Source organism: Cupriavidus sp. 2TAF22 (assembly GCF_052115045.1).
GTDB lineage: Bacteria > Pseudomonadota > Gammaproteobacteria > Burkholderiales > Burkholderiaceae > Cupriavidus.
Genome location: NZ_JBFRFX010000006.1, coordinates 238,407 through 255,400 on the forward strand (window position 1 = coordinate 238,407; position 16,994 = coordinate 255,400).

The 16,994-nt window shown below is 67.0% G+C and carries 14 protein-coding genes and 1 tRNA gene; 6 read left to right on the forward strand and 9 right to left on the reverse strand.

The genetic code is table 11. From position 1 onward, the window contains the following. Window positions 1–10: 10 nt before the first annotated feature. The 5 genes from AB4Z48_RS10145 to AB4Z48_RS10165 all read right to left on the reverse strand — a co-directional run bounded on the left by AB4Z48_RS10145 (window position 11) and on the right by AB4Z48_RS10165 (window position 4,421). Entirely contained in the window at window positions 11–1,741 is a 1,731-nt protein-coding gene (locus AB4Z48_RS10145; protein ID WP_441613790.1) for a serine hydrolase, read from the reverse strand. A 482-nt stretch (window positions 1,742–2,223) separates the two neighbouring features. Continuing rightward, window positions 2,224–2,550 carry a calcium-binding protein gene (locus AB4Z48_RS10150; protein ID WP_441613791.1) on the reverse strand — a complete coding sequence of 109 codons (327 nt, stop codon included), beginning with the start codon at window positions 2,548–2,550 and terminating at the stop codon, window positions 2,224–2,226. 369 nt (window positions 2,551–2,919) lie between these two features. Then, window positions 2,920–3,006, reverse strand: a tRNA-Leu gene (locus tag AB4Z48_RS10155). A gap of 128 nt (window positions 3,007–3,134) precedes the next feature. Then, the gene (locus tag AB4Z48_RS10160; RefSeq protein WP_441613792.1) at window positions 3,135–3,764 is read right to left on the reverse strand and encodes an MlaC/ttg2D family ABC transporter substrate-binding protein; all 630 of its coding nucleotides are present in this window, start codon (window positions 3,762–3,764) and stop codon (window positions 3,135–3,137) included. 114 nt (window positions 3,765–3,878) lie between these two features. Next, entirely contained in the window at window positions 3,879–4,421 is a 543-nt protein-coding gene (locus AB4Z48_RS10165; RefSeq protein ID WP_441613793.1) for a DUF3455 domain-containing protein, read from the reverse strand. A 516-nt stretch (window positions 4,422–4,937) separates the two neighbouring features. Between AB4Z48_RS10165 and AB4Z48_RS10170 the strand changes: the two genes are divergently transcribed. Then, complete coding sequence (locus AB4Z48_RS10170; RefSeq protein ID WP_441613794.1) at window positions 4,938–7,388, forward strand: DUF3772 domain-containing protein; 2,451 nt, start codon at window positions 4,938–4,940, stop codon at window positions 7,386–7,388. 131 nt (window positions 7,389–7,519) lie between these two features. On the opposite strand, the gene AB4Z48_RS10175 is transcribed toward AB4Z48_RS10170, so the two are convergent. After that, window positions 7,520–7,957 carry a YciI family protein gene (locus AB4Z48_RS10175; protein ID WP_441613795.1) on the reverse strand — a complete coding sequence of 146 codons (438 nt, stop codon included), beginning with the start codon at window positions 7,955–7,957 and terminating at the stop codon, window positions 7,520–7,522. Between the two features lie 165 nt (window positions 7,958–8,122). Next, the gene (locus AB4Z48_RS10180; RefSeq protein ID WP_441613796.1) at window positions 8,123–8,857 is read right to left on the reverse strand and encodes a GntR family transcriptional regulator; all 735 of its coding nucleotides are present in this window, start codon (window positions 8,855–8,857) and stop codon (window positions 8,123–8,125) included. A gap of 140 nt (window positions 8,858–8,997) precedes the next feature. Here AB4Z48_RS10180 and AB4Z48_RS10185 point away from each other — a divergent pair, with 140 nt between their 5' ends. The 4 genes from AB4Z48_RS10185 to AB4Z48_RS10200 are packed head-to-tail and all read left to right on the forward strand — an operon-like array spanning window position 8,998 to window position 14,246. Continuing rightward, window positions 8,998–10,374 carry a class-II fumarase/aspartase family protein gene (locus tag AB4Z48_RS10185; protein WP_441613797.1) on the forward strand — a complete coding sequence of 459 codons (1,377 nt, stop codon included), beginning with the start codon at window positions 8,998–9,000 and terminating at the stop codon, window positions 10,372–10,374. 22 nt (window positions 10,375–10,396) lie between these two features. Then, window positions 10,397–11,803 (forward strand): cation:dicarboxylate symporter family transporter, encoded by a 1,407-nt coding sequence (locus AB4Z48_RS10190; protein WP_441613798.1) that lies wholly within the window; start codon window positions 10,397–10,399, stop codon window positions 11,801–11,803. A gap of 41 nt (window positions 11,804–11,844) precedes the next feature. After that, a complete protein-coding gene (locus tag AB4Z48_RS10195) occupies window positions 11,845–12,846 on the forward strand; it encodes a tripartite tricarboxylate transporter substrate binding protein BugD (protein ID WP_441613799.1) in 1,002 nt (333 codons plus the stop codon). 5 nt (window positions 12,847–12,851) lie between these two features. After that, the gene (locus AB4Z48_RS10200) at window positions 12,852–14,246 is read left to right on the forward strand and encodes a class II fumarate hydratase (protein ID WP_441613800.1); all 1,395 of its coding nucleotides are present in this window, start codon (window positions 12,852–12,854) and stop codon (window positions 14,244–14,246) included. Window position 14,247: 1 nt separating this feature from the next. Here AB4Z48_RS10200 and AB4Z48_RS10205 read toward each other — a convergent pair whose 3' ends face one another. Together AB4Z48_RS10205 and AB4Z48_RS10210 are read right to left on the reverse strand one after the other, a co-directional pair. Further along, on the reverse strand, window positions 14,248–15,177 hold the full coding sequence (locus tag AB4Z48_RS10205) for a 2-hydroxyacid dehydrogenase (protein WP_441613801.1): 930 nt from the start codon (window positions 15,175–15,177) through the stop codon (window positions 14,248–14,250). A 2-nt stretch (window positions 15,178–15,179) separates the two neighbouring features. Then, window positions 15,180–15,947, reverse strand: coding sequence for a class II aldolase/adducin family protein (locus AB4Z48_RS10210; protein WP_441613802.1), 768 nt, complete (start codon window positions 15,945–15,947; stop codon window positions 15,180–15,182). Between the two features lie 117 nt (window positions 15,948–16,064). Here AB4Z48_RS10210 and AB4Z48_RS10215 point away from each other — a divergent pair, with 117 nt between their 5' ends. Beyond that, entirely contained in the window at window positions 16,065–16,976 is a 912-nt protein-coding gene (locus AB4Z48_RS10215; protein WP_441613803.1) for a LysR family transcriptional regulator, read from the forward strand. The last annotated feature ends 18 nt before the right edge of the window (window positions 16,977–16,994 follow it).

Below are 16,994 nucleotides of genomic sequence, written 5' to 3' on the forward strand. Positions count from 1 at the left end.
TGCACTGCGTTCAGGCCGGCATGACCGGTCGCGGCGCCAGGAACGTGCCATCCGGCTGGTAGAAGACGAGCGCGTCCACCACGCCCGGCGAGGGGCTGCGAAACGCGACGCGATATCCGGCGAGCCCCTCGATATCGAAGGACCGCCCGTCGAACGGCAACAACCGGCGAACCTGCTGCGTCGCAATGCGCAAGGTCAGCTCGCCCGCCGCGTCGAGCACGACATCGATTTCCTGCGCGCCATGCAGGAACCTGCCGGCGCACAACGCGCGGAAGGCGGGATCGAGCACATCGCCGGCGGCCTTGCGGCGAAAGACAATGTCCGCGACCATTGGCTCGAATGGTGCGGTGATCCGGTCGATGACGCCCTCCCGGTCATAGCCGAAGGTGAGTGCCAGGCAATCCGGATTGATCTCGGCCGGCTTGTCAGGGACGGTGAACACGTCGTAGTGGCGATGCTCGAGCGGCCCCGACATGCCGCGCCAGCACCACGCCAGCTTGCCACCCTCGCTGGCAATGCCGATCCGTCCGTAGGCCGGGTGTTCGTACTCGCCGACATAGTCGTCAAGCGCGTGGCTCGGTGCCGTTCCGGTGCGGCGCAATTCGCCGCGCGCCTGCCGGTCGACCTTCTGCTGGGCCAGCACCTCGCGGCGCATGGCGCGGAACCGCCCGAACCAGTCGACCGGCTGGTGGCCACAGAGCCGGTCGAACGCGGCATAGGCGAGAATTTCCGGCACGCTGCTGGCGTCGCGGTTGGTCAGCACCGCGACGCCGATCCGGCGTTCCGGCAGCATCGCCATCGCGGTGCCCCAGCCGACCCACGAGCCGGTATGCGACACCTTGCGCTCGCCGCGATAGTGCTCCACCGTCAGGCCGAGCCCGTAGTGACAGTCACCGACCTCGCTGAACACGGAGCGCCCGGCATGCACGTTCGGCGTCATCATCTGGCGCACGACATCTGCCGACAGCAACGGCTTGCCGTCGATGGCGCCCTCGTTCATGAGCAAGCGCATCCATCTTGCCAGGTCGGACACCGAGGCATTGAGCCCGCCGGCGGCTAGCGCGCGGATCGGCGTGAGCGTCGCGCGCCGGCTTTCTTCGCCCTGCCTGATGTGGGGATGCGCGTGGTCGGGCGCAGCGGCGAGCGCCTCGATGCCGAGTCCGAAATGCGCGAAGCCCAGCGGACCAAGCAGGCGCCCGGTGGTGAACGCCTCCCAGCGCTGCCCGCTGATGCGCTCCGCGATGTGCCCGGCCACCACATAGCCGAGGTTCTGGTACTGGTACGCAGCGCGCAGATCGCGGCTTGGCTCCAGATGGCGCAACGCCGCCAGGATCTGCGCCATGGAGAGGTCGCCCGGCGAGTGGATCCAGTCGTGGCGCGGCAGTCCGCTGTGGTGGGAAAGCAGATCCCGCACCGTCACGCGCTCCGTCGCCACGGCATCGTGCAGCCGGAACTCGGGGATGATGTCGCGCACGGGTTGCGCCCAGTCGAGCCTGCGCTCGTCCACCAGCAGCCCCAGCCCGGCGGCCGTGAAAGACTTCGTCAGCGAGCACAGGAGAAACTGCGTGTCTTCCGTCACGGGCAGGCCGGTGTCGGTATCCCGCACGCCATAGCCCTTCGACAGGAGGATCTCGCCATCCCGGATCACGGCGACGGCAACGCCCGGCACCCGCCACTCGTTCATCGACGCTTCGACAAGGCTATCGAAATCACGCAGCGCGGGGCTTTCCATCTTGTGCATGCTCGCTCGGGAAGAAGCCTGGAGGAAGGTGTGCCATCCGCGACGATTTTCCCGTTTCCCGCCAGCGCTCTCAAGTCGGCATTCACCCGAGTGCCTGCATTCGGGTTTATGCCAGCTTTTCGCAGGTTCTGCGTTGCGGTCTACTGAAGGCGAGTTGAGACGTGGCTGGAGCGTGGATCGGTACCGATTGGCTTGCCACTACATTCCAGCCGTGGATTCCTACTTCAGGAGACAAGACCATGGTGACCAAGCAGGATGATGCCTTCGTTCTGAAGAACCTTCTCGCGCTGGCGGCAGTGGAAGCGCTAGGCGGCGCGATTGCGCTAGGGTTCGCCTTCAACCTGCTGACCTGACTGCAAGGACCTCGGCGGTCCTTCATCGGCGTCACGTACTTCGCGTACTTCACGTACTTCAAGCACTCCACCTATTCGCGTTCCCCGGTGCCGGCCTGACGCCGGCCGGTCCCGGGGAACGTCGTCAACTCAGTTCAACCCGCCCGGATTCTGCGCAGTCGCGCGCTGCTTGGCCTTGGCAGCCCAGAACGCGCCAATCTGCCTTTGCGAGACCGAGCCGGTCTTCTTTACATCGATCTCGTCGAAGTGCTTGTAGACCTCGGGCATGCCGGCCTGCGCCTCCTCGCGCGTGAGCTTGCCGTCGTGGTCGGTGTCGGCAGCCTTGAACGTCTCGGCGAATTTCGCCTTGGCTTCCTTTGCGTTCATCGGCTGCTGCGGCTGCTGTGCGCCGACGGTTCCGCATGCGAGGATGGCGGCCAGAGCCAGGCTGGCGGTCGACAGTAGTCGTGGAATCATCAGAGTCTCCTTGAGCACTTCGATAATGAGTCCGGCCGGTCCCGCGCTTGTCCGCGGCCGGCCTGCTCTTGCTGGGGTCGGGAGAAGTCGATCCGCTGCCCCTTGGCAACGATCATGGTCGGCTTTCGGGTATTGCGGAATTCATTTATTTCGGCAGCCGATATTAGACTTTCCGGGGGCGGACGGCGGCGCGAGGCAGGTCCGGCGCGGCGGCGGACCGCGCCATGCCGCACGCTGCAGCACGGCAACTTCCTGGAAATACCCCTGCCGGCGTGCCGGCGCGGACTGCGATCATGCGGGGTCGGGGGCAAGGCGGGGGGCGGAAAAAACAAAAGGCCTGCATCGCTGCAGGCCTTTTGCTTCATGACTTGGTGCCCAGGAGAGGACTCGAACCTCCACAGTGTTGCCACCGCTAGGACCTGAACCTAGTGCGTCTACCAATTTCGCCACCTGGGCAAGGTGAGCGGCGCATTCTACCGGACAATCCAGAAAATGCAAGCACCACTTGCCTGCCTGCGCGGAAATGGCCCGGATGCCGAACGCCAATGCGCAAACGGCGCAGCCGCGGCCGGCAACGGCCGATGTCACTGCCTGCCGGAGACAAGCCGGTCGTTGCGTTCGGCGAGGGACCGGATCAGGCCGTCCACGCCGCCTTGCTGGATGATGTCGTTGAATTGCTGGCGGTATGTCTGCACCAGCCACGCGCCGAGCACGTTCAGGTCATATACGCGCCAGCCTTCGGTGGTCTTGTGCAGGCGGTAATCGATCTGCAATGGCTGGCCGCCCGTCATATTGGTAGCGACCGTGCGCACCACCACGTCGGTCTCCGTCGGCTCGATGCGCGACGGCGGATACTCGATCTGCTGGTCCGGGCGGAGCTGCGCGATTGCGCCCGCGTAAGTGTGGATCAGCAGCAACTTGAACTGTTCGATCACCTGCTGCTGCTGTGCCGGCGTCGCCGCGCGCCAGTAGCGGCCCATGGCGAGCTGCGTGGTGCGGTGCAGGTCGGTGTAGGGAAGGATGTCCCGGTTCACGATCGATATGATCCGCGGGATATCGCCTGGCGCGACCGCGTGCGTGCGCACCTCGTTGAGCAACTGCTGCGTCACGGTCTGGATCAGCGCCTGCGGCTTCGACTGGTCGTCGACCTGCGCAAAAGCCGCGCCGCTGAACGCGGACAACGCCAGGAAGGAAGTGATCAGGAATGCTTTCATCTGGGAACCTGCGCGGATAGTCGGTGCGTTCCCTATTGTGCGAGATTTTCCGGTGACCCGCCAAGGCGGGTCATTTCACCCGCCTCCGTCTCGCCGCCGGCGGCCCACCGCGCGCTATTCGATGAAGACGTAGTCGGCCCGGTAGGGCACGCGGTCTTCCTGCCCTTCCTGCGTGCAGGCCTGGGGCAGCGCCACGCCGCCATGCGTATTCAGCCGCTGGACATAGCGCGCGGACCCCAGCAGGCCGGCGCCGCCGACACTCGTCGCCTGCAACAGCAATAGCGGAATGCTGCCCGGCTCCCGCGCATTCGCCGCCTGCCGCAAAACCTTGCCGGTCAGCTTGCTGCCATCGGGCGCTTCCCAGCTCGGGCCGGCGTAGTGCTTGACGGCGAGCTTGCCGTCGGCGTCGTACAGGTCTGCCTCGGGCGCCTTGAAGCTCCAGAGCAATTGCCCGTTCTGATCGCGCTTGCACAGGTAGATCTGCACGCCGGAGGCGCGCATGGTGGCGATCGTGCGGACCGCATCGGCGGGCTGGAGATCGGGCGGCGCGGCGCCCTTGTCGACGGCACAGCCCGTCACGGCGCACGAAGCCAGCGCGCATGCCATGCCGCGCACGATGCGCTTCGCCCTGCCACTACTGCGGGAACCCGGCAACATACGGCCTCCTTGCCCAAGCCTAGGCAGCATAGTACTTGGCGGACCGGGCTGCCAGGATGGCGCCGCGATCTGCGCCGTGTTCGCCGCGTTCGCCGCGGCATGTCCGCGCTCGCCCGCCGCGACGGCTCGGGCGCCATCTTGACCGGCACGCAAACAGCAAGGCGCGTCGCCTGGCGGCACCGCGCCGTGTGACTTGAACGCTTGCGTATAATCCAGGTTTCCGCGATCCGCTCGCCAGCGAGCCAGCCGATCGCCTGAATCCCGGTCATCACACCCCGCGCCAGCCAGGCCGGTGCAGGCCCCGAGCGCGGTAACACCGCCAGGCCACTGACCACCCCTCGCGGAAGTGGATCGCCGGTCATGCGGCGCCCCTTCCTTGTGTTCCTCCCCGGCGCCCCGGCCGTCCAGCACCTCGATTGTCGTTCCCCGACGCTCCGCCAGCAGGCGAAGCCACGACAATCGCAAGCCATTGTGCGATTGCCGGCTCAGCCAGACCATCCGAAACGTGTTTCCGCTATGAGCCATTTTCCCAAGCTCGCGCTGAGCCTTGTGCTGGTCGCACTGTTCCACCTGACGCCGGCGGCCCTGCCGGCAGCCCTTGCCGCCGAAGCGGCGTCGGAGGCCGCCGCATCGCAGCCGGCTATCCTGACGCACGCCGAGGCGGTGGCCGAGCTCAAGCGCCTGCAGACCGAGCAGGATCGCATCAAGCAACTGGCATCGAGCGCCACCAGCGGCACCAAGCTCGACGGGCTCGACGACGTCATCCAGCAACTGGCGACGGACGTCGACAAGCTGGCCACGGCATTGACGCCCCAGCGCGCGCAGTTGCAGGCACAGCTCGATGTGCTCGGCCCGCCGCCCGAAGCCGGCAGGACGCCGGAGGCGCCCGCCGTCGTGCGGCAACGGGCTGACCTCAATGCGCGCAGGGCGCAAATGGACGTCGAGCTCAAGCAGGCGGCCGAGAGCAAGGAAAACATCGCCAACCTGAAGTCGCAACTCGGCAAGCTGCAGCGCAGCCAGATGAAGAACCAGCTCGCCTTGCGCTCGGAAAGCATCCTGAACCCGCAGTTCTGGGCGCCGTTGTCCGCGCCGTCGATGGACGACCAGGAGCGGCTGGGCGAATTCAAGGAACAGCTCGTGTCGATGCTGCAACTGGCGTGGCAGCCCGGGCAGCAGGCCGTCACCGCCGCGCTCCTCCTGCTCGCCCTGGCCGTGTGGACACTCGGCCGGCTGCTGATCGAGCGGGCGCTGGCATGGTTCTGCCTGACGCGGCTGCCGGAAAGCCGGTTGCGCCGCAGCGCCCTGGCACTGGCGACTACGCTGACCACCCTGGTGACGACGGCCCTCGCGGTACAGATCGTCTACACCGCCTTCACCCGCCACTATGCATTGCCGCCCGAACTGCAGGACCTGCTCAGCGAACTGGCGAAGCTGACCTTGACCAGCGCGCTGATCGCGGGCCTGGGGCGGGCGCTGCTGTGCACGCGCCACCCGTCGTGGCGCCTGCCCGCGCTGGCCGACCCGGTGGCGCTGGCAATGAAGCCGTTCCCGACCGTGCTGGCCGGCCTGTTGCTGCTGGCCGGTACGCTCGAACAACTCAACCGGACCGCCGACACCAGCGTGCAGGTCACGCTGCTGGGCCGCGGCCTGGTCTCGCTGGTGGTGGTGCTGACCATCGGCGCGGCGCTGCTGCGGGCCAACCGCGTGCGCACCGCGCTGGCGGCGGCCGGTGAGCCGCCAGAAGCGCGAGCCGCGCTGGCAGGCATGATCCACGCCGGCGTGACGATCACGATCATTGCCTCGCTCGGCGCCCTGCTGGTCGGCTATATCAGCTTCGCGCGCTTCCTGACCTACGAGCTGGTCTGGTTCGACATCGTGCTGTGCAGCCTGTACCTGCTGACACGGCTGACGCGCGATATCTGCCAAGGCCTGTTCTCGTCGCATCACACCAGTGGCCGCGTGATCAAGCAGCTGTTCGGCGCGAACGACAGCCACCTGGAGCAGGTCTCCACCGTGTTGTCCGGGATTGGCGCGAGCCTGCTGCTCCTGGTGGCCGTGATCGCCCTGCTGACCGGCGGCTTCGGCACCACGCCCGTCGACCTGCTCAACAGCCTGCTGACAGTGCTCGGGGGCGAGAGGCTGCGCAGCCTCAACATCATGCCCGAGCGCATCATGAACGCGATGATCGCGCTGACGGCCGGCATCTGGCTGCTGCGCTCGGTGCGCCGCTGGCTCGACGCGGAACTGCTGCCCAAGGTCTTCACGGAGCCCGGCCTGCGCGCCTCGCTGATCACGCTGTTCAGCAATGTCGGCTACGTGCTGGTGGTACTGCTGACCTTGTCGCTGCTGGGCGTCAGATGGGAGAACCTGGCCTGGATCGTCAGCGCGCTGTCGGTTGGCATCGGCTTCGGCCTGCAGGAGATCGTCAAGAACTTCGTCTCGGGGCTGATCCTCCTGACCGAGCGGCCGGTCAAGGTGGGCGACATGGTCAGCATCGGCGGCGTGGAGGGCGACATCCGGCGCATCAATGTGCGCGCGACGGAGATCCAGCTCGGCGACCGCTCCACCGTGATCGTGCCGAACTCGCAGCTGATCTCGCAGAACCTGCGCAACGTGACCATGAGCAACAGCACCCAGGGCGTGGCGACATTGCTGCTGACCTTCCCGCTGAACATCGATCCGGAGCAGGTGCGAGACCTGCTGCTCGATGCCTATCGCGAGAACGAGACCATTCTCGACCTGCCCGCGCCGTCGGTCACGTTCAACCAGCTCGCGCCGAACGGGATCACGCTGAGCGTGACGGGCTATGTCGGCAGCCCGCGCATCGCCACCACCACCAAGAGCGATCTGCTGTTCGAGATCCTCAAGCGGCTGCGCGCGGCCGATATCGCGCTGTCGGTGCCGCAGACGCTGAGAGTCGAGAACATGCCGGCGCCGGGCACGGAATCGCTGGCGGCGGCCGGCTAGGACCCCCGGCGCGGAAGCGGTTGGTGAGGTAGCGCTTCACCGACGTGCGCGCGAAGCCGGGACCGGCGGCGAGATCCCGCGGCCCGCCATGGGACCGGAGGACGCCGCCAGTGCCCCGGGGTGGGCAGGCCTCAGCGCGGCCCGCCCGCGTTGCCCGCGGCCTCGGCGCGCACGCGCTCTTCCTGCGCCCGCAGCTCGGGCGTGAATTCATCGCCGAAATCGGCGGCCTCGAACAGCGGGCGGATTTCGATCTCGGAGTCGCCTTCCATGGGGTTGGGGCAGCGCCTGACCCATTCCACCGCCTCTTCCATCGACTTGACCTGCCAGAGCCAGAACCCGGCGACGAGCTCCTTGGTCTCCGCGAACGGGCCGTCGATCACGCTGCGCTGGCTGCCCGAGAAGCGCACCCGCTTGCCCCTGGCGCTCGGATGCAGGCCCTCGCCCGCGAGCATCACGCCCGCCTTGACCAGTTCTTCGTTGAACTTGCCCATCGCCGCGAGCAGCTCCTCGCCGGGCATCTTGCCGGCTTCCGACTGGCTCGTCGCCTTTACCATCACCATGACACGCATCGTCTTTCTCCTGGAACAAGTGGCTGGAGCCGCGCGGCCGCGCGGCCACGAAGCCGGTTCAGGGCCCGCGGGATGCGGGCCCGACGGGCAGCTCTGACACTACGACGGGCCGGGGCACCGGAAATCGACACCGCCCGCGAAAAATCCGCGCCTCGGCAATCCTGCTCACGCGCCCGAGCGCTGTAGTCGCATCGATACGGAATACCGCTCGGCGGGATGCACGGTCACGGATACCTCGAACGCCTCGCCAGCCGTGTCCAGATAGCGGCGCACGATCTTCAGCGCCGCGGCACCCACCTCCAGCTGCAGGGCGCGCGCCATGGCCGCATCCGTCACCGTGCAGGCGCGGATGTCCTGGTAGATCTCCGCGATGTGGCGGCCATAGCGCTCTTCGATCAGCGCGCTGATCAGGGTGCCCGGCGATGCGCGCACGATGTCGCCAAGGTCCGCGTAGGCCGGATCGACATAGACGTCGGTCCAGCCGATCGGTGACCCGCCCGCCTCCCCGACCATCCGCAGGCTGGTGATGCGCAGCCACCGCGTGCCGCTTGCGCAACCCAGCTCAGCGGCCAGCGCGCCGGTCGCTTCCAGCGACTCCACCGAGCGCACCACCCGCAGGTGTTCCGAGCCGAACTGCACGAGGTCATCCACCGAAGCCAGGGTCGGGCGAAAGACATTGGTTGGCCTGGCCGCCTCGACCCGCGTGCCTACATTCTTGCGCCGCGATACCAGTCCCAGCTGCTGAAGCTCCTGCAACGCCGCCCGGATCGTGTGGCGGCTGGTCTGGTACTGCTCGCACAACTCAAGTTCGGTCGGCAACAGCGAGCCAACCGGGAAACGTCCCGAGGTAATGCCATCCGTGAGTTCACGGGCGATGCTTGCGAAATGGGGTCTGCTCATAAGGCGGAATCTTGGGCCAGGGGAATCACATTTGTCCAGCTGCGGGTTAACACTGGTTTGCTGAATATGTTCGGACATACTAAAGTATAGATATGTCCGAACATATTGACACCCCCCTTCACCAGCACCAAGAGACCCTCATGCCGAATCCCACCCTCCCCATGGCCAGCACCGTCGTCGACTCCATCCTGTTCCGCGATGCCTTTGGCACGCAGAAGATGCGCCAGATCTTTTCCGACGGGGCGCTGATCCAGCGCTATATCGATGTCGAAGTCGCCCTGGCGGCGGCCGAAGCACGCGTCGGCGTGATTCCCGCCGAAGCGGCGGCAGTGATCGCGCGGGAATCGCGCCTCGAGCGCATCGACTTCGATCACATGCGCGAGGAAACCGATATCGTCGGCTACCCGATCCTGCCGCTCGTGCACCAGCTTGTCGCGATGTGCGGCGAGGCCGGCCGCTTCGTGCACTGGGGCGCCACCACGCAGGACATCATGGACACCGCCGTCGCGCTGCAGGTGCGCGACGCGCTCGATTCCATCGACGCCGACATCCGCGAACTGCGCGGCATCCTGGGGGGACTGGCGAAGACGCACCGCGACACGCCCATGGCCGGCCGCACCCACCTGCAGCAGGCGCTGCCGGTGACCTTCGGCTACAAGGTCGCGATCTGGCTGGCGATGTTCGATCGCCATCAGCAGCGCATCGCCGAACTGCGCCCCCGCGTGGCCGTGGTCGAATTCGCCGGCGCGGCCGGCACCCTGGCCTCGCTCGGCGACCAGGGCTTCGCGGTGCAGGAAGCGCTGGCCGAAGAACTGGGGCTTGGCGTGCCCGACACCACGTGGCACGTGGCGCGCGACGGCTTCGCCGAGGCCGTGAACCTGCTCGCGCTCGTCACCGGCTCGCTTGGCAAGATCGCGCTCGACATCATGATCATGGCCTCGACCGAGTTTGCCGAGGTCTACGAGCCCTTCGTCAAGGGCCGCGGCGCCAGCAGCACGATGCCGCAGAAGCGCAACCCCATCTCCAGCGAACTCATGCTCGCCGCATCGAAGGCCGTGCGCCAGCACGCGGGGCTGATGGTGGATGCGATGGTGCAGGACTTCGAGCGGGCCACCGGCCCGTGGCACGCCGAGTGGATCGCCATCCCCGAGAGCTTCATCCTGACGGCCGGCGCGCTGCACCAGGCCAAGTTCGCGCTCGGCGGCCTGATCGTCGACACGGAGCGCATGAAGCACAACCTCGGCATCTCCAGGGGCCTGATCGTGGCGGAGGCCGTGATGATGGGCATGGCCCCGCATATCGGCCGCCAGCAGGCCCATGACGTGGTCTACGACGCCTGCCGCACGGTCAACGAGCAAGGCGGCTCCCTCGCCGACGCGCTGGCCGCCCTGCCCGAAGTCACGAAGCACTTCGACCGCGCCGCCATCGAGCGGCTCACCGACCCGTGCAACTACCTCGGCCTCGCGCCGCAGATGGTTGACCGCGCCATCGCACGCTCCGCGCGCGTGCCTGCCTGAACTGAGGGTGGAGGAAGACAATATGTACAACGAAACCAAGCAAACCCCCGAGGCGCCGCCGCCGGCGCGCAAGCTCCCGTGGTACCGCAAGCTGGGCATGCAGGTGCTGCTGTCCCTGGTGCTCGGCATCATCGTGGGCTTCGCCTTCCCGAAGTTCGCCTCGCAGCTCAAGCTGCTGGGCGACATGTTCCTGTCGCTGATCAAGGCGGGCGTGGCCCCGCTGGTGTTTCTCACCATCGTGCATGGCATCGCGTCGGCCGGCGACGTGAAGAGCGCGGGCCGGGTCGGCTGGCGCTCCATCGTCTACTTCGAGGTGATCTCCACCATCGCGCTGGTCGTTGGCCTGCTGGCCGGCAACCTGCTGCAGATCGGCAAGGGCATGACGAGCGTTGCGGCAGGCGCCGCGCCGCCGGTCGCCAAGGCGGCGGCGCCGCAAGGCTTCCTGGAGTTCATGGCCCACATCGTGCCGGACAACTTCGTGGGCGCGTTCGCCAAGGGCGAACTGCTGCAGGTGGTGGTACTGGCCGTGATGGTCGGCATCGGCATCCTGGCGATTCCCGAAGGCCGGCGCGAGAAGATCAACGGCGGCCTGGACACCATCTCGGAGGTGCTGTTCTCGTTCATCAACCTGGTGATGAAGCTCGCGCCGATCGGCACCTTCGGCGCCGTGGCCTACTCGGTCGGCAGCAACGGCGCGGCGGTGCTGGTTGCGCTGGCGCAACTGGTGCTGAGCTTCTACGCCGTGGTGGCGCTGTTCATCGCGGTGGTGCTGGGCCTGATCGCCAGGCTGGCGGGTTTCAGCCTGTGGCGCTTCCTGCGCTACATCAAGGATGAAATCCTCATCGTGCTGGGCACCGCGTCCTCGGAAAGCGCGCTGCCGCGCCTGCTGATCAAGCTGCAGCGCCTGGGCTGCGCCAAGCAGACGGTGGGGCTGGTGCTGCCCACGGGCTATGCCTTCAACCTCGACGGCACCTCTCTGTTCATGGCGATGGGCGTGATGTTCATCTCCCACGCCTACGGGGTACCGCTCTCGCTCGATCACCAGATCGGCATCCTGCTGCTGATGCTGCTGACATCGAAAGGCGCGGCGACCGTCTCGGGCGGCTCCTTCGTGGTGTTCGCCGCGACCGTCACCTCCACCGGCATGCTGCCGGTCGAGGGGCTGGCGGTGATCTTCGGCGTCTATCGCTTCCTGTCGATGGCGATCTCGACCTGCAACACCATCGGCAACAGCGTGGCGACCGTGGTGGTGGCGAAGTGGTCCGGCACGTTCGACCCGGAAGTGGCCGCGCGCCATCTCTACCCGGAGCGCTATCCCGATGCCGCGGCCGCCGATGCCGCGCTGGACGACGGCAACCTGCTGGGCGAAGACGCCAGCGAGGCCAACCCGCATACCCCCGGCATTCCGCTGTCGAAGGCCACGACCTGAAGCTCACAAGAACATATCCGCCCACCCGGAGGAGACCATCCATGACCCGTACCAAGCCCTCGTTTCTTGCCACCCTGGCGCGCGTGGCCGGCGCCGCGGCGCTGATCGCCGCCAGCCATCCGGCCGCCGCGCAAGGCTATCCCGCCAAGCCGGTCACGTGGATCGTCCCGTTCGCCGCCGGCGGGCCCACCGATGCCCTGGCGCGCACCATCGCGGAGCGCGTATCGCGCGAAGTCGGCCAGTCGATCGTGATCGACAACTCGCCCGGCGCCGGCGGCACGGTGGGCGCGGCCAAGGCCGCGCGCGCCGCGCCCGATGGCTACACCATGCTGGTCGGCCACATGGGATACATGGGCGCCGCTCCGGCGCTGTACAAGAAGCTTGCCTACGATCCGGTCAGGGACTTCGCGCCGGTGTTCCGCTTTCCGGATACGCCGATGGTATTGATGGTCCGCAAGGACCATCCGGCCAAGGACATCCGCGCGCTGGTCGACTTCGGCAGGAAGAACCCCGGCAAGCTCTTCATCAGCAACGCCGGCATGGGCTCCAGTTCGCATCTGATCGCCGCCCTGTTCGCGTCGGCTGCCGGCATGAAGGTGTCCCTGGTGCCCTACAAGGGCGCGGGGCCGGCGCTGATCGATGTCATCGGCGGCCAGGTCGACGGCATGTTCGACCAGACCAATACCGCCTTGCCGCAGATCACGGAGTCCAAGGTGCGCCCGCTTGCGGTGACCTCGGCCACCCGCGTGGCGCAGCTCAAGGACGTCCCCACGCTGGCCGAGAGCGTGTTGCCGGGCTTCGAGGCCGCGACCTGGTACGGGATCTATGCGCCAAAGGGCACGCCGCAGGCGGCGCTCGACAAGATGCAGGAGGCTTACCTCAAGGTCATGTCGGATCCGGCGTTCACCGCGAAGATGGCAGGCCAGGCGATCCAGATGCTGCCGCGCGAACAATACACGGGCCGCGCGCTCGGCCTGCACACCGAAGCCGAGATCGCGCGCTGGAAGGCCGTGGCGGCAAAAACGAACATCTCACTGGACTGAAGACGATGACCATGACCCGAGTCGAGCACGACGCCTTCGGTCCGGTGGACATTCCCGCAGACCGCTACTGGGGCGCGCAGACGCAACGCGCCCTCGGCCTGTTCACGGTGGGCGAGGAACGCTTCCCGGCCTGCCTGATCCGCGCCTTCGGCCTGCACAAGATGGCGGCGGCGCGCGCCAACGTGCGCTGCGCGGCGCTGGACGCGGGGCTGGCGCAGAGCATCGTCGCGGCCGCCGGGGAACTGCGCGACGGCCGCTTCGACACGCACTTCCCGCTCACCATCTGGCAGACCGGCTCCGGCACCCAGACCAATATGAACGCGAACGAAGTGATCGCGAATCGCGCCAACGAGTTGCTGGGCCAGCCGCTGGGTACCAAGTCGCCCATCCATCCCAACGACCATGTCAACGCCTCGCAGTCCTCCAACGATAGCTTCCCGAGCGTGATGCAGATGGTCGCGGCGCTGGAAGTCAGAGACCGGCTGCAGCCGGCCTTCGCCTGCCTGCGCGATGCGCTCCTGGACCGCGCCCATGCCTTCGCGGACGTGATCAAGGTGGCCCGCACGCACCTGATGGACGCCGTGCCGATGCGCATGGGCCAGGCGTTCGAGGGATTCGCCGCGCAGGCCGCCAATGGTCTCGCGCGGCTCGACAGCGTGCTGCCGCGCCTGCTGGAATTGCCGCAGGGCGGCACGGCGGCGGGCACCGGCCTCAATGCACCCGCGGGATTCGACCAGGCGTTCTGCGAGGAAGCCGGCCGGCTCGCCGGCCTGGCGTTCCGCCCCAGCCCCTGCAAGGTGGAGGGCATGTCCGCGCACGATGCGCTGGTCGAACTCTCCGGCGTACTCAACGTCATGGCCACCTCCCTGACCAAGATCGCCAACGACCTGCGCTGGATGGGGTCGGGACCGCGCTGCGGCCTGGGAGAACTGACGATTCCGGATGATGGCCTGACGTCGTCGATCATGCCGGGCAAGCGCAATCCGACCATCGCGGAGGTGGCCGTGCAAGCGGCCATCCAGGTCATGGGCAATCACGTCGCGGTCACCATGGCGGGCGCATCCGGCAACTTCGAACTGAATGTCGCCAAGCCGGTGCTGATCCACAACGTGCTGCAGTCGATCCGCATCCTGTCGGACAGTGCCCGCCTGCTGGCCGAAAAGCTGGTCGCGGGACTCGAGGTGAACCAGGAGAAGCTGGCCGCCAACGTGGAGGGTGCGCTGCTCGCCGTGACCGCACTGAATCCGGTCATTGGCTACGACCGTGCCGCGCAGATTACCCGCACCGCCATCGCGCTCGGCATCACGCCGCGCGCCGCGGCGATGCAGCTGGGCCTGCTGAGCGGGGAAGACTACGACCGGCTGGTCAATCCCGAGCGCATGGCGAAGGGGCTCCCCTGAACTAGTACCCCCGTGCGCGATCGACTTCGTTCAACACGGCCAGGCCGCTCCTGACCCGACGCACGTTCTCCACGCACTGCTGCGCGACGAGATCGAACGAGGCCTGGGCGGCGATATGCGGCGTGGCCAGGATGCGAGGGTGGCGCCAGAGCGCGGAGTCCGCGGGCAGCGGCTCGGCACGGTAGACGTCGAGCGCCGCGCCCGCCAGATGCCCGCTGTCCAGCAGCGCGATGAGATCGGACTCCACCAGATGCTCGCCGCGCCCCACGTTGACCAGGTATGCGCCTTGCGGCAGCTGCGACAGTCGCCTGCGATCCAGGATCTCATGGGTGTCGGCGGTCAGCGGCAGCGTGCAGACCAGGATATCGCTCTGCGACAGCAGCGTCCCGAGTTCGCTCTCGCCGGCAAAGGTGGCGATACCCGGCAAGGCTTTCCTGCTCCGGCTCCAGCCGGCCACATGAAACGCCGCGCCGTGCATGGCGCGTGCCACCGCCTGCCCGATCTGCCCGAGACCGAGGACGCCCACCCGCGTCTTCTGCGCCGGGCGAACCGGATGCCGGTGCCATTCGACCCGCGACTGCTGGGCTTCATAGCAAGGCAGTTCGCGCGTATGGCGCAATGTCACCGCCAGCACGTACTGGGCGATCTCCAGCGGCTGGCGCGGGTCGACCACGCGGGTGACCGGCATGCCGGGCGCAAGGTCTGTCGCCGAGAGCAGCTTGTCCACGCCGGCGCTCGGCGCGCTGATCAGCTTGAGAGCGGGGTACGACGAGGCGACGCCGTCTTGCAGGCTCCACGCCATGATGCACTCGACTTCCGGCACGGGGGCTTGCGCCGCGCTTGTCCACACGGGAATGTCGGGCGCAGCCTTGCGCAGTGCATCGGCCAGCGGCGCGGACAGCGATGGATGGATCAGAACCAGGATGCCCATGTTCAGGTCCTGAACGAGGGATCGATGCGGTCCAGGCGTCGCAGCAGCCCGGGCCAGACCAGGCCGGCGCCCTGGCCCTTGGTGACTTCCTTTGCCTGCCCGGCCATGCCTTCGAGGATGGATGCCGGCACGTGGGTCAGGCTGGTGCCGCCGCTTTGCGCCAGGATCTGCACGCGGCATGCGGTCTCCAGCGTGTACATGGCCAGGAAGGCGTCGGCGATGGTGCTGCCGCATGTCAGCAAGCCGTGATTGCGCAGGATCATGTTGCTGGCTGTGCCCAGGTCCGCCACCAGCCGCGCGCGCTCGGCGTCTCGCAGTGCCAGGCCTTCGTAGTCGTGATACGCGAGCGCGCTGAGCGGAAACATCGATTGCTGGGAGATCGGCAGCAATCCCTCGCGCTGCGCCGAGACGGCAATGCCGTGCAGCGTATGGGTGTGCAGCACGCACTGCACATCGGGCCGCGCCTCGTGGACTGCGCTGTGGATCAGAAAGCCGGCCGGATTCACCAGGTGCGCGGTTGGCCCGACCGGCGCGCCGCCGTGGTCCACCTTCACCAGACTGGAAGCGGTGATCTCCTCGAACATCAGCCCGTAGGGGTTGATCAGGAAGTGCTGAGGCGCGCCGGGCACGCGCGCGGAGATGTGGGTGAAGATCAGGTCGTCCCAGCGGAAATGCGCGACTAGCCGATAGCAGGCCGCCAGGTCCACGCGGGTGCGCCACTCCGCATCGGTCATGTCTGTGCCGGCATGCGGCTCGGTATGTGCTGTCATAGGTTGACTCCAGGATTTGCGGGGCGAAACTCAGTGAAGCTGTCCCATACTGGAAGCATTGCAACCTATCGTCAAATGCAATATTTTTCAGTTTTCCATGCGTAAAAACTTAATTTCATGGCCCTGAGGAAGTACCAGCACTTTGTCACCCTGATCGAGGCCGGCAGCTTTGCCAGGGCGGCGGACGAACTGCACCTGTCGCAGCCTGCCTTGACGCGCAGCATCCAGGCCCTCGAAAGCGAGCTGGGCAAGATGCTGATCGACCGGGCCTACGGGCGTGCCGCGCTGACCGCCGAGGGCCTGGTCGTGCTGGAACGCGCGCGGCGCATGCTGCGCGAAGCCCGCGAGATGAAGCGCGACCTGGAAATGATGCAGGATCTGACCCGCGGCCATATTCGCGTAGGTTTCGGCGCACTTGCCGCGTCGTTTCTGCTGGACCCTGTGCTTGCCATGCTGCTAGGCCGCTATCCCGGCCTGCGCGTGGACGTCGAGATCGATGAGGCGCGCGCATTGGGCGAGCGGATCGAAGCGGAGGAGCTGGATGTTTTCCTTGGGGAGAGCACCAGCATCGACAAGCGTCCTCAGTTGCTCGTCGAAGACTTGCCGCCGATCGAAACCGGCTTCTTCGTGCGCGCAGGCCATCCGCTGGCACGCAAGACGGCAGTGGCGCTGCAAGACCTGCTGGGCTATCCGGTCGCCGGCCCGCATCTGCCGAAGAGAATCGCCGCGATGCTTCGCCAGCGCCTGGACGAACAGGTCCCGGGCACTGCTCGCGATCTGCTGACGGTGGCCTGCGACCAGTTGCTGACCGTTCGCTCGCTGGTGCTGGAAACCGAAGCGGTGGGTCTCGTGCCCAGCGAGATGATGAAGGCCGAATGCGCCGCGGGAACGGCGCGCAGGCTCGCCGTGCTGGGCTTCGATGACATGTGGTCGCCGTATGGCGTCGTCACGCTGGCCGGGCGCACGCGGTCACCGGCGACGCAGGCATTTATCGCGATCCTGCAGGAGAGCGTTGCGCGCTACAGGTAGCCGGCCATGTCCCCGATG